This is a genomic window from Nonlabens xylanidelens (assembly GCF_002934445.1).
Classification (GTDB): Bacteria; Bacteroidota; Bacteroidia; order Flavobacteriales; family Flavobacteriaceae; genus Nonlabens; species Nonlabens xylanidelens.
Window position 1 is genome coordinate 535,749 of the sequence record NZ_PTJE01000001.1, and the last position, 13,149, is coordinate 548,897.

General features: G+C 32.8%; 14 protein-coding genes and 1 tRNA gene. 5 read left to right on the top strand and 10 right to left on the bottom strand.

Features of this window, described 5'->3' with window-relative positions:
* Positions 1-7: 7 nt before the first annotated feature.
* From LY01_RS02420 to LY01_RS15080, 8 genes are all read right to left on the bottom strand, one after another.
* A complete protein-coding gene (locus LY01_RS02420; RefSeq protein WP_104514210.1) occupies positions 8-1,336 on the bottom strand; it encodes a YHYH protein in 1,329 nt (442 codons plus the stop codon).
* An 8-nt stretch (positions 1,337-1,344) separates the two neighbouring features.
* Positions 1,345-2,379, bottom strand: a complete 1,035-nt coding sequence (locus tag LY01_RS02425) for a cytochrome-c peroxidase (protein ID WP_104514211.1) — start codon at positions 2,377-2,379, stop codon at positions 1,345-1,347.
* Entirely contained in the window at positions 2,372-3,085 is a 714-nt protein-coding gene (locus LY01_RS02430; RefSeq protein WP_146080359.1) for an MbnP family protein, read from the bottom strand. Before LY01_RS02430 ends, LY01_RS02425 begins: the two co-directional genes overlap by 8 nt.
* 60 nt (positions 3,086-3,145) lie before the next feature.
* Positions 3,146-3,586, bottom strand: a complete 441-nt coding sequence (locus LY01_RS02435) for a GNAT family N-acetyltransferase (RefSeq protein ID WP_104514213.1) — start codon at positions 3,584-3,586, stop codon at positions 3,146-3,148.
* Between the two features lie 2 nt (positions 3,587-3,588).
* Positions 3,589-3,849 (bottom strand): hypothetical protein, encoded by a 261-nt coding sequence (locus tag LY01_RS02440; protein ID WP_146080360.1) that lies wholly within the window; start codon positions 3,847-3,849, stop codon positions 3,589-3,591.
* 105 nt (positions 3,850-3,954) lie between these two features.
* Complete coding sequence (locus LY01_RS02445; protein WP_104514215.1) at positions 3,955-4,236, bottom strand: acetyltransferase; 282 nt, start codon at positions 4,234-4,236, stop codon at positions 3,955-3,957.
* A 260-nt stretch (positions 4,237-4,496) separates the two neighbouring features.
* Entirely contained in the window at positions 4,497-4,928 is a 432-nt protein-coding gene (locus tag LY01_RS02450; RefSeq protein WP_104514216.1) for an RpiB/LacA/LacB family sugar-phosphate isomerase, read from the bottom strand.
* Between the two features lie 672 nt (positions 4,929-5,600).
* A complete protein-coding gene (locus tag LY01_RS15080) occupies positions 5,601-5,765 on the bottom strand; it encodes a hypothetical protein (RefSeq protein ID WP_170034480.1) in 165 nt (54 codons plus the stop codon).
* A gap of 155 nt (positions 5,766-5,920) precedes the next feature.
* Here LY01_RS15080 and rnr point away from each other — a divergent pair, with 155 nt between their 5' ends.
* The 4 genes from rnr (at position 5,921) to LY01_RS02470 (ending at position 10,747) form a co-directional block, all read left to right on the top strand.
* Positions 5,921-8,119: a ribonuclease R gene (gene rnr / locus LY01_RS02455; protein ID WP_104514217.1), complete on the top strand. Its 2,199-nt coding sequence runs from the start codon at positions 5,921-5,923 to the stop codon at positions 8,117-8,119.
* 90 nt (positions 8,120-8,209) lie between these two features.
* Positions 8,210-8,674 carry a DUF6265 family protein gene (locus LY01_RS02460; protein WP_104514218.1) on the top strand — a complete coding sequence of 155 codons (465 nt, stop codon included), beginning with the start codon at positions 8,210-8,212 and terminating at the stop codon, positions 8,672-8,674.
* A gap of 495 nt (positions 8,675-9,169) precedes the next feature.
* On the top strand, positions 9,170-9,850 hold the full coding sequence (locus tag LY01_RS02465; protein WP_104514219.1) for a head GIN domain-containing protein: 681 nt from the start codon (positions 9,170-9,172) through the stop codon (positions 9,848-9,850).
* A 123-nt stretch (positions 9,851-9,973) separates the two neighbouring features.
* The gene (locus LY01_RS02470; protein WP_104514220.1) at positions 9,974-10,747 is read left to right on the top strand and encodes a LysE family translocator; all 774 of its coding nucleotides are present in this window, start codon (positions 9,974-9,976) and stop codon (positions 10,745-10,747) included.
* A 41-nt stretch (positions 10,748-10,788) separates the two neighbouring features.
* Here the strand turns inward: LY01_RS02470 and LY01_RS02475 are convergent.
* Positions 10,789-10,859, bottom strand: a tRNA-Cys gene (locus tag LY01_RS02475).
* Positions 10,860-10,934: 75 nt separating this feature from the next.
* On the bottom strand, positions 10,935-11,294 hold the full coding sequence (gene folB, locus LY01_RS02480; protein WP_104514221.1) for a dihydroneopterin aldolase: 360 nt from the start codon (positions 11,292-11,294) through the stop codon (positions 10,935-10,937).
* A 71-nt stretch (positions 11,295-11,365) separates the two neighbouring features.
* On the opposite strand from folB, the gene LY01_RS02485 reads away from it, so the two are divergent.
* A complete protein-coding gene (locus LY01_RS02485) occupies positions 11,366-13,045 on the top strand; it encodes a glutamine--tRNA ligase/YqeY domain fusion protein (RefSeq protein WP_104514222.1) in 1,680 nt (559 codons plus the stop codon).
* The last annotated feature ends 104 nt before the right edge of the window (positions 13,046-13,149 follow it).

The following is a 13,149-nucleotide window of genomic DNA, read 5'->3' on the forward strand; positions in this document are numbered from 1 at the left end:
AAAGGTTCTATCTCTTTATAATAATCTTATGTGTAACCATGTTTGCATCGTTACTTATTTTCACAAAATATATCCCATCATAAAATGCCGAAGTATCTAAAATACTCAACGTACTACCTTGGAGAATTTTTTGCTCCTGTATTATCTGACCTATACTATTGTAAATAGCTACATTCAAATCTGATTGAGATAAAGTAGATTGTATAGCGATAAAATCTTGTGATGGGTTAGGGTAAACTTTTAAAGCATCTAGGATATCTACACTCTCATTACTTAATACAAATGCAGTAGTCGTTTCTGTAATACTCGTTACATTACTCGCAGTTACATTACCGTAAAAAGTAGGCCCTACAGCATAGGGGTAAGCACTGTTATGATTTGCATCTACAGTAGCAAAATAGGCATAAGTACCGTTAGGGTATTCTGGTGTTATGGAAAACCTACCGTTGTGCTCATCTAGATAATCTGGTGCTGCGTTTGCTGTAAAAATGTAATCTTCTCTAAAATATCCATTAAAGTAAGTAGCATCTACTGCTGGTCCATTTGTTCTAGTGGTTGCTGTATTGAGATTATAACCAGATTTCATCCTGGTGATTGCTCCTGTACCGTCTGTATTAGTATAAGCATATGCACCATAAATAGGGTAACCGTCGTAGGCAAAACCTATAAGTGGAGAATGTGTATTTTGATCAATAACGTATAGTCCATCTGCTGGATAAGTAGCACAAACGTTAGAAAGTACGATAAGATCTAGATCAAAAGCACTCGGATTTTGATGATGGTGATAATTACCATTTGCAGGATGTGCTTTATTACAATCAAAGCCGCCCATTTCGGCAGGAATTGCATCTCTATTCCATTCTTGATTAGCCATAGGTCCACCTGGGCAATTTGCGTTGCCTGGTCCACCACAAAGCGCATTTGTATTGTTATTCCATGATACTCCATCTCTAAAATCAAATAAAGAAACGCCATTTATAAAAACACCTATGTTACCACCAGAAGTAGCTGTAAGCGTACCAGTATTTTGAGTAGGGTTTAATGGAAATCTATAAATGGCATTTTGATCTGTCGCTAGTGATGGATTTCTATCTAAAAATGGTCCTGTTATATAAGCTGGAATACCAGTCGCAGAAACATAAACCCAGTTTGTAGAATATTCTACCTGCTGGACATTTGCATCTACGTTATCTGTAATAGGTGTAGGATTACCATCTATGTAATGCCTTCCTTGTATACCTGTAGTATTTTGAAGCCATTCTGTTATTATAGGATTAGTTTGTGCTTGTCCTATAGAAGTTGTAATAACAAATAATAGTAGTAGTATTTTTTTCATAAGTTAGATTAATTAAAAGTTCTAGGAAAGGAATATTTTTTATTGTATAAAAATTCAAAATCTGAAAGTGTTTTTAAAAACACAAGAAGATCTGTTTTTTGATTAGAAGTTAATTCTATTTTATTATTAAGTTCTGGAGCTAGAGTTTTTGAATACTCCATCCCAGTTGTGTAATGATCTAGTACTTCTCTCAAAGATTCAAAACGGCCATCGTGCATATAAGGTGCTGTAAACTGGATATTTCTAAGTGTAGGAACTCTAAATTTTAAAGAGTCTAAAGGATCACGAGTCACTCTATACCTACCATAATCATTTAAAGTAGGGTCTATAGATAAACCGTTATTCTTAAATTCTGTAGAAGTAAAAAGTGGTTCTTTATGACAGCTAGAACAATTAATTTTAAAGAGTTCTAGACCGCTGAGTTCTTGTTGTGAAAAGGTAACATGATCTTCTTTTCTTATATATTTATCGTACTTTGAATTATAAGAATTAAGCGAAATAGTAAATTGAGATAACGCTTTTAATGTATGTTGTCCTGTAATAATACTATCATTAAAAACTTGATAGAATAAGGTTCTATATTCTGGGATGTCGTTAAGTTTATCTACTACTTCTAGTAGTGAAGAATCCATTTCATCTGGATTAGTAATAGGTTGTAACGCTTGCATGTCTATATGGTTAACACCACCATCCCACATGAAAGATTCATTCCATGCAAGATTTATTAATGCTAAGGAATTGCGTGTACCTATTCTACCTTCTATTCCATGACTAAGATCATGATCTACATGTGTAAATCCAGTAGCTTGTAAATGACAACTCGCGCAAGAAATACTGCTATCTCTAGAAAGTATAGGGTCATAAAATAATTTTCTACCCAATTGAAAACCATCTTTAGTTACCGGATTTTTCTTAAAATCATATACTGGAACTGGCCAGTAATCAGGATAATCAAAGTAGTTCTCTTTAATTTTTATAACTGTAAAAGCAGTTGTAAATAACAATAAGCCAGTGAGTAATATGTAGATCCACTTTTTACTCATTTGTAATAGAAAATAACTGTGGTAATTGTAAAGAACATTGATATGCCTCTTCTCCAGGAGTCATCACTTGATTTATATCTGTAAGAGATAAGTCATTAAAAAAAGATGAAATATCCATTTTTATAATAATATATTTTTCCTTATTATATAGATCTAATCTTACATCTCTAGTGGTGGAATAAGGCATTTTATAACCGCCTAAATGGAAAGTGAATTTATTTTTACGAGTATTGCAACTAGGGCTTTTTCCTTCTAATTTAAAGTTAATAAAACCACTTTGCCATGCCCAGTACATACCGTTTATAGGATCTAATGCGCCACTTTGTGCTCCAGCATCGTGTAATTTTTCATCTACGCCTATTTTATATAAAATATGCTTAAAATTAGTTTTCTTAATAGTTTTTAAATCAAATTGAAGTGTTTCTTGATCAAAAGCATCTATTAAATAATTGCTCTCTGGTATTTTTATACTATTATTTTGAGCATCGATAAATTCAAAATTGGTGAGATAAAATCTTAGTTTACTAATTTGAATAGAATCATTTTGAGATGTAATAAGCCAAGTGTTTTTAGTAAAAGAATGACCATTAAAAGTAGGTTTAATCTTTACTACCAGTACTTCTTCTCTATTTAAAACATGTTCTTTTATTCCTCCTATATACATAAGGAAGAAAATTGAAAAGATAAAAGGTAAAATAAGTTTCAAAGGAAAGGTTAATTATTCCTTTAAGACTTTGTTAACAACAAATAGTTTAAAACGAGCTTACTAAAATGTGTAAACCATCTCTTGATGAGGTATACCGTCTTCTAAGTATTTTTCTCCTTGAGATACAAAACCTAAATCGGTATAAAACTTATGTAAATAACATTGTGCAGATATTTGAATAGAAGGATAACCTTGATCTTTACAGTAATCTATACTGGCAGTCATGATTTTCTGACCATAAGCCAGACCACGCATTTTAGGACTTACTACCACACGACCTATACTCGCCTTTTCAAAATAATCACCTGGTTTAAAGATGCGTGTATATGCAGCAAGTTCTTGATCTTTATAACCTAAAATATGTATGGCTTCTTTATCCTTACCGTCTAGATCTTGATAGACACAATCTTGTTCTACCACAAACACTTCAGAGCGTAATTGCATGACGTTATATAGTTCTAGGGTAGAATAATCATTAAATGATTTTATAAAAACCTCCATATTTAAAATTGTTTAGGAACATTTTTAGGTTGTGGTGGTTTAATACCTATTCTTATATCTGTGATAATTTTTTCTAGCATATTACCGAATTCTTCATCACCGGTAGCCATTAATTCCTGGCGTCTTGTATCTAGGTCTTCTAGAGTTTCTTCTTTTTCATCTTCTTCATATAACTCTAGCTCGCGCCATATTTCCATGAGTTTTTTCTCTGGATGCACCGCAGTTCTTAACTGGTGGATAATAATACTTGCTTCTTTTTTCATGAATTCCACACAGGTGAGAATCATTAAGAAACCTGCACCTAATTTAAATTTATTGTCTATTTACTACCGCAGTAGAAAAATATTGATCTTTTTACTACATCAAATTTACAATGATTTCTTCTCTCGATATGCTAATGAAATCCTATTATGTTCCATTAATAATTGCTCATCTTTTAAATAGCTTTTTAATAAATGAATGACATAATCCAGTTGGTCTTCTGTTATATTTCTATAGGCAGGAGCTGGTACCACATCTTTCCATCTTGCAAACAAAGTATTATCTAACGCAATGCGCCAGTAACAATGATTATCAAAATCTAGGTGTAAATGTTTATTAGGTAATTGATTACCTAAATCCAGATACTGTTGTCTTTTATTAAGATTCATTAAAAGTATTGAAATAAGTTAAAAAATAAGATCACAAATAAAATAGATATTATGAATATAAAAACACTTGCCAAAAACTTATATAATCTCGTTTCTATTCTTTTAAAAAGTTTTATAAATAGAACATACCTTAAAACTAAAAATAATATGATACTAGGTAAGAATATTATTATTAAAGCGAGCATCAAATAAGCATTTGTATCACCATGTAAAATCATTATATAGAACCTTTTATATGTTCCGCTTTCGCGAAAGCGTACTTATGAACAAGCTATCTTGTTAACACGAGTAGCATGACGTCCACCAGCAAATTCTGTATCTAGAAAAGTCTCTACCATAGCAATTACTTGTGGTATAGAAGTGAAACGTGCTGGAATACAAATAACATTTGCATTATTATGCTCACGTGCTAGTCCAGCTATTTCTTTAGTCCAGCATACTGCACCACGTACATTCTGGTACTTATTAACAGTCATAGAGACACCTTGTGCACTACCGCAAATAACTATTCCTATTTCTGTAACGGCCTTATCAACATCCTGACCTACTTTGTGAGCAAAATCTGGATAATCTACGCTATCAAAGGTATCAGTACCGTGATTATTAATTTCATGACCTCTTTCTTTAAGCATTTTTACTATTGCTTGTTTATAATCTGGTCCTGCGTGATCGTTTCCTATTGAGATTTTCATGTGTTGTGTGTTTGTTATACAAATTTACACTTACTCAACCATATTTTAAGGTTATTAACATCGATGGTTTTACACTATTCATAAACAAAGGATAACCTGTTAATAGAATTGCAAAAGTTATATTAGGAATATTGATATGAATAGTCCATACCCACTTTTAATTGAGAAAACCAAAATATAACTCATCAATTTTCTAATGACTTTTCAGACCCATATGGTGAGAAATAAACAATGAAAAAGAGGTCATTTTCTCTACATTTATATGTGGATAACGGTTGTCAACAAATGTGAATAACCATAACTATTAATGAGTATCAATTTACTTTACAATGAGTTAACGCTAGGATAACATGTGTATAACTATAGATAAGTTACCATTTCTACCTAATCCTAATTTTTATTTAAAAAGTTATACCGCTATTAACACTATATAATAAGCAACATATTTTATTTAAATTTTAAAAAAGAAAAATGATATTGTTTATATGTGTTGATAACAGTAAATATTAAAAAACAAAGAAGGAGTTATACAAGCTCATGGTATTCTCAATTAAAATAAAATAGGGCATCGTTTAAAAAACGAAAACAGAGTAATTGTTCTCTATTAAAAATAGAAAAGTGTAATTTTTAAAAAGGAATAAGGTAAAACGAGTGGTTTATTACAGTAGGTAGTTAAACGGTAGCCTCTACTTTAATAGTCTTAGTAAGGTTACCATCATTAGTAACATCTGTAGTAGTGTCTAGCGCTTTAGAAACTAAAATGTATAGTACCACTATCCCGACAAGAAGAATTCCTGCAAAAATCAATGTAGATAAGAGTGGTTTTTTTACACGCATATGACAGCTTTAACGATTTCTATGAAGAAATAGTTGTACAAAGATAACTTTATTTCTTAATTTAATGTTAATGAATGTTATCTAGAGGGTTATATTACTGGTTTTCACACGTATTTAATATACAGCAACTTTAAAAGTTTAACTTTGTAAGTAATATGAATAAAAAGAAAAAAAGAAGCTCAAAGACTAAGTTTCAGAATTTGAGTCAGTCGGTACTCAGTGCTATTAAGCAAGATCCGAATAAAAGTTACAACTACAAGCAAATTTGTGCACACCTAGGAATATCAGATTCTAGTGGCCGCAATCAGGTTATAAAAAAATTACATCAACTCAAATCTAAAGGAAAGATAGAAGAGATAGACCGTGGTAAATTTAAAATTATTAAGGCTATCGACTATTACACTGGTAGAATAGATGTAAGTACACGTGGTACCGGTTATGTAATTACCGAAGAACTAGAAGAAGATATCATGATACCTAAAAGATCACTAGGCCAGGCGCTTAATGGTGATGAGGTAGAAGTATATGTTTATAATAGAAAACGAGGCTCACAACCAGAAGGTGAGATAACTAAGGTTATTAAACGTAAGAAAACTGAATTTGTAGGTGAGATACAGGTGCATGAAAAATTTGCTTTTGTAAACGTTACAGATCCTAAGATTCAAACAGATTTCTTTATACCAGGTCGAGAGATCAATGGGGCAAAAGATGGACAGGTAGTTCTAGTAGAATTTGTAGAATGGAATGATAAACAAGATTCTCCTAACGGTCGTGTTAAAGATATTCTAGGAGAACCTGGAGAACATGATACAGAAATACATGCTATTCTAGCACAATACGGTCTTCCTTATGAATTCCCTGCAGAGGTGGAGGAATACACAGAAAAACTGGATAAATCTATATCTTCTCAAGAAATAGAAAAGCGTCGTGACATGCGTGACACGCTTACTTATACCATAGATCCTGCAGACGCAAAGGATTTTGATGATGCATTATCATTTAAGGTTCTAGAAAATGGTAATTATGAAGTAGGTATTCACATTGCAGACGTTTCTCATTATGTAAAAGAAGGAACTGTTCTTGATGACGAGGCTTATGAACGTGCGACGTCTGTATATCTTGTAGATAGAGTAGTGCCTATGTTACCTGAAGTACTTTCTAATGGTGTGTGTTCTTTAAATCCACATGAAGATAAATTGTGTTTTTCTGCCGTTTTTGAAATGGATAATTCTAGTAAGATTCATAACGAGTGGTTCGGTCGTACAGTAATACACTCTGACCAGCGATTTGCTTATGAAGAAGCACAACATATCATAGAAACTAGAAAAGGAGAGATTCCTGGTGATATTTCGCTTTCGCGAAAGCAAACAACCATACAGCCTGCAATAGTAGAAGCTACTTTAAAGTTAGATGAACTAGCTAAGATCATGCGTGGACAGCGTATGGAAGATGGAGCTTTAAGTTTTGATAAAACAGAGGTGAAATTTAATCTTAATGATAAGTCAGAACCTGTAGGAGTTTATTTTAAAACATCTAAGGATGCTAATAAACTTATAGAAGAATTCATGTTACTGGCTAATAGAAAGGTGGCTGGTTTTATAGGTAAACAACAACCTAAAAAGACATTTATTTATCGTATTCATGATGAGCCTAATGATGAGAAATTAGGAGCACTTAAGAATATAGTTGTAAAATTTGGCCATACTCTAGATTTAAGAGATCGTAAAACGGTTACTAAGTCGCTTAATAAGTTATTAAGTGATGTAAAAGGAAATAAAGAGCAAAATATGGTAGACACGCTTGCGATAAGAACCATGTCTAAGGCTGTTTATTCTACTAATAACATAGGTCATTATGGTCTATCGTTTGATTATTATTCTCATTTTACTAGTCCTATACGTCGTTATCCTGATGTTATGGTGCATAGATTATTACAGCATTACCTAGATGGTGGTAAAACAGTAAGTGAAGAATTATATGAAGAAAAGTCAGAACACTCTTCAGAAATGGAAATTCTAGCCTCTAAGGCAGAGCGTGATTCTATTAAATACATGCAAGTTAAATTTATGAAAGATCACTCTGACGAAGAGTTCTTAGGTGTGATTTCTGGGGTTACTGATTGGGGTATTTATGTAGAAATCATTTCTAACAAGTGTGAAGGAATGATAAGACTAGGCGACCTAGATGACGATAGTTATGAATATGTAGAAGAAGAGTTTGCTGTTGTAGGTCGCAAGACTAAGAACACTTACACGCTAGGTGACGAGGTTTATGTAAAAGTAAAAAATGCAGACCTTGTTAAGAAACATCTAGATTTCTGGATGATAGGTAGTAGAGAAGCAGTAGAAAAATAAACTATTCTATTTTAAATTATAAACGATCCATTTTTTATAAAATGGATCGTTTTTTTACACCTTAAATTCAAATTATAAATAGGTCCGATCATGAAAAGTATTTTATTAATAGTTGTAGCATTATTATTTCTGTCTTGTAAAAATGAGACTGGGGATACCACAAATTTTTCATGGTTATCAGGATCATGGAGTAGAGTAGAAGAAGCAGGAGAGAATAAAACATATGAAAAATGGATACCTACTATTAATGGTAATTACAACGGACATGGTTTTACTCTTCATAAAAAAGATACGGTATTTGAAGAATTTTTATCCATAAAACCTTTAAGTAAATTATCTAAAGGAAAAGAATCTTCATGGGTTCTAAAAGTTACTGGAGTTAATGAAGAACCTACTATTTTTAATATTGAAGACACTACTGTAAATAGCTTTACAGCGGTTAACTTAGAGAATGAATTTCCTACACATATTAGGTATTCTTATAAAAATGATACACTTAAAGCGCTAGTTTCTAATGATAGTTTACAGATTGATTTCAAATTTATAAAGCAATAAAATGCTCTTTTTGCGTAATACAACGTATTTATTGTACATATTATCTATAATTAGAATTATAAAATATTCATTTTTAATTTATTAATGGTATAGCTAGATATTTGTACTGTAATTAGAGCGTGAGAAACTTTAATTCAATTTTTCATAATAGTTTCATTTTTATAAAGCTTCTCAATTGTAAGGTTTTTGAGAAGTAAATTGAAACATTAGTATAGTTTTTTGGTTGGTTAGTAGGGAATCCTAAGTTGTCGTCTTTGATACTTAGGATTTCTTCGTTTAAGATGTTTTCTTAACGTATCATTATATGCTGTTATCCTACTTTGGCACACGATTTGATTAATATATAGAGAAGGTTATTAGTAGTAATTTTCATAAAGTTTTTTGGTTGGTTAGTAAAAGACGATGTTTAGCAATAAGCATCGTTTTTTCATGTTTAACCTATCGTGGACTGTAACATCACCTAATAAATAAAGTCTTTATAAAAATACTCTTATCATGAATCGATTATTATCTATAGTAACTATACTTTTTTGTGCCTTTTCTATAGCACAAAACCCAATTGAAATGACCATCTCAGATTTTGATACCATTAAAGTTTTTGATCTAGTCACAGTTAATCTGGTAAAATCATCAGAAAATAAGATCATCATTTCTGGAAAAGATGCAGATGACGTCGAGTACGTTCAAAAAAATGGATTATTAAAAGTCCGTATGCGCTCAGAGAAGACTTTTGACGGTACAAAAACGTTTGTACATGTATACTACAAAGAATTAGATATAATCGACGCAAATGAAGGCGCTAGAGTTTTATCTAATGAATTAATTGAACAGGACAGATTAGAAATAAAAGTACAAGAAGGTGCTATGGTAACAGCAGGATTAACTGTTAAGAATCTTGATGTAAGAGCGGTTACTGGCGGTATTGTAAGATTAAGCGGTCAGGTAGAAGATCAAATTCTAGTTGTTAACACCGGTGGAAAAGTAGAAAACGAAAAACTTAAATCTGATTATTCTAAAGTAAAAGTACAGGCCGGTGGTGAAGTAGAGATCTTTGCAACACAATCTGTGGATATAAATGTTAGAGCTGGTGGTGATGTTGTGGTTTATGGTAACCCTAAAGATGTGAAGAAAAAAACTCTATTCGGTGGTAGAATTAAGATCGTTGATAATGATTAATTAAAATTATTAAAAGCGTTCTAAGGCTTCAATATGTTTCCTAAACCATATAAATAACATTTCTAGTTCTGTATTTGAAATCCCTATGTGTTTTCCTACCTTTGAGGTTCAACACAATTCTGAATGCTTGACGATATATTAAAGGCCATTCCATTAGGCCTTGTTATGGCTTTTCTTATAGGACCTGTTTTCTTTGCTCTACTTGAAACTAGTGCTATAAAAGGATTTAGGGCGGCTATTGCATTAGATGCAGGTGTTCTCATTGCAGATATTATTTTTCTACTAGCGGCATATTTTATGACTTCTAGTATTCTTGAAAAATTAAAAGATGACCCAGGACTATTCATATTTGGCGGTAGTATACTCTGTATTTATGGTATTGTATCCTTTGTTAAGACCGATAAATCCTATTTAAAAGAAGTTGATACTAAGGTTCTCATAGTTCAAAAGAAAAATTACATCGCTTTATTTATAAAGGGTTTTCTACTCAATTTTATAAACATAGGTGTACTAGGTTTTTGGTTAGGATTGATCGTAGTTTTTAGTCCGCAATTAGAAAATGATGGAGAGCGTATAACTATATTTTTCTCTACCGTTTTACTTACTTATTTTATTGTTGATATAGGTAAAATCATACTTGCTAAGAGTTTAAACCGTTATTTAACTCCTTCTAGAATATTCTGGTTAAAGCGTTTAATCGCCGTAATTATGTTTATAAGTGGAGCGGTTTTAATTTTTAAAGGTGTTTTTCCTAGTGCCACAGAAAATATTGAGAATCAATTTCACATCTTACCAGAACAAGTAGAGCCTATAGATCCAGATCTAGAAGGTATGGAAGAGTTCAATGAAAAGGTAATGCCTGTAATAGACGCAGACAAAGATTATCCACAGCCTTAAAAACTTAAAAATCCCCAATCAGTGAAGATTGAGGATTTAAGAGGTACCAAGCGGATTCGAACCGCTGTACTAGGTTTTGCAGACCCATGCCTAGCCGCTCGGCCATGGTACCATAATGGATGGCAAAAATAACAATAATTTGCTCTATTCCTACTTTATTAAATCTAAAATTGATAAAATTGAAAAGTTATTTTCTCTCTTCACTCATTATAATTACTACACTTTGCACATCACCACCTATAGGTGGATTTATCTTAGCTACTTTAACTTCAGCATTTTGAACTAGAGATTCTTCTTTAAAAATGCGAGTAAGAATGCGCTGTGCAACATGCTCTAAAAGTTCTGACCTTATAGCCATTTCTTCTACTATTATTTTATTCAGTGATACATAATCTACTGTATCTGCCAGTAAATCTGACTGTGCACTCTTAGAAAGGTTTGCTGTTATTTCTAAATCTACACGATATTCACTACCTATTAAGTCCTCTTCATGTAGGCAACCATGGTTGGTATATACCCTTACGTTTTCTAGTTGTATTTTATGCATAGAACAAAGATAGGCCGTACAGTGTTAGGAGTAAAATAAACTGTAAATTTGTGTTAGTAAAAGAGAATATCATGAGCGAAGAGAAAAAGCCTAATAATTTTATAGAAGATATCATAGAAGACGATTTAAACAATGGTCTCTCTAATGATAAATTACGTTTCCGTTTTCCACCAGAACCTAATGGTTACCTGCACATAGGTCACGCCAGTGCTATATGTTTAAACTTTGGTTTAGGAGAAAAGTTTAATAAACCAGTAAATCTACGTTTTGATGATACTAATCCTGCAAAGGAAGAAGCAAAATACGTAGATGCTATAAAGAAAGATGTAGAATGGCTGGGTTATAAATGGGATAACCTTTGCTTTGCATCAGATTATTTTCAAGAACTTTATGACTGGGCCATTCAACTTATTAAAGAAGGAAAAGCCTATGTAGATTCACAATCTAGTGAAGAAATGGCTGCTCAAAAAGGAACTCCTACAGAACCTGGAGTAGATGGACCTTACCGCAATAGATCGGTAGAAGAGAATTTGACTCTTTTTGAAGGAATGAAAAATGGAGATTTCGGTGAAGGTGAACATATCCTACGTGCCAAAATCGATATGAAGTCCAACAACATGCTCATGCGTGATCCTATCATGTATCGTGTCGTAAATCGCGATCATCATAGAACCGGTGATACATGGAAAATCTATCCTATGTACGACTGGACTCATGGAGAAAGTGATTACATGGAACAAATTTCTCACTCTTTTTGTACACTAGAATTTAAACCTCATAGAGAGCTTTATAACTGGTTCTTAGATCAAATAGTAGATACTGACAAAGTACGCCCTAAACAACGTGAATTTGCACGTAGAAACATTTCTCATACTGTTACTAGTAAACGTAAATTGCAAAAACTAGTAGAACAAAATATTGTTACAGGCTGGGATGACCCACGCATGACTACTATTTCTGGTTTAAGACGTCGTGGTTATACCGCTGCATCTATTAAGAATTTTGCTGAGTCTATAGGAATAGGTAAACGTGATAATCTGGTAGACATGAATCACCTAGAATTTCACTTGCGAGATGATCTTAATAAAGTCGCAGACCGTGTGATGTGTGTTCTAGATCCTATTAAAGTTGTTATTACTAACTATCCAGAAGATCAAGTAGAAATGCTTCAGGCAGAAAATAGTCAGGAAGATGAGTCTAGAGGTTTTAGAGAAGTTCCTTTTTCTAGAGAGATCTACATAGAACGTGAAGATTACAGAGAAGAAGCTAACAAGAAATTTTTCCGTTTAAAGAATGGTAAAGAAGTACGTCTTAAAAATGCATACATCATAAAAGGTGAAGGTTGTATCAAAGATGAAGACGGTAATATTACAGAGATTCATGCTACTTACGATCCAGATTCTAGGAGTGGAAGCGGTACAGAAGCAAGTATGCGCAAGATAAAAGGAACATTACACTGGGTAAGTGCTGCACAAGCCCTACCAGTAGAGGTGAGACTGTATGACCGCCTATTTACCGTACCATCTCCAGACACAGATAAAGAAAAGGACTTCATGGAATTTGTAAATCCAGATTCTCTAGAGGTGATCACTGCTATGGCAGAGCCTGCAATGAAAAACCTTTCTATAGGAGAAACAGTGCAGTTTCAGCGTATGGGGTACTTTTGCGTAGATCCTGACACGACAGATGATAAAATGGTCTTTAACCGTACCGTTACATTGCGTGATACATGGGCTAAGTTAGATGCTTAGATAGAGTAGGATAGAGGTTCCGCTTTCGCGAAAGCGAGATCACTTTAAACCTATTTACATTACATATATAGAATAATTTAAAGCCCACTTAATCGTGGGCTTTT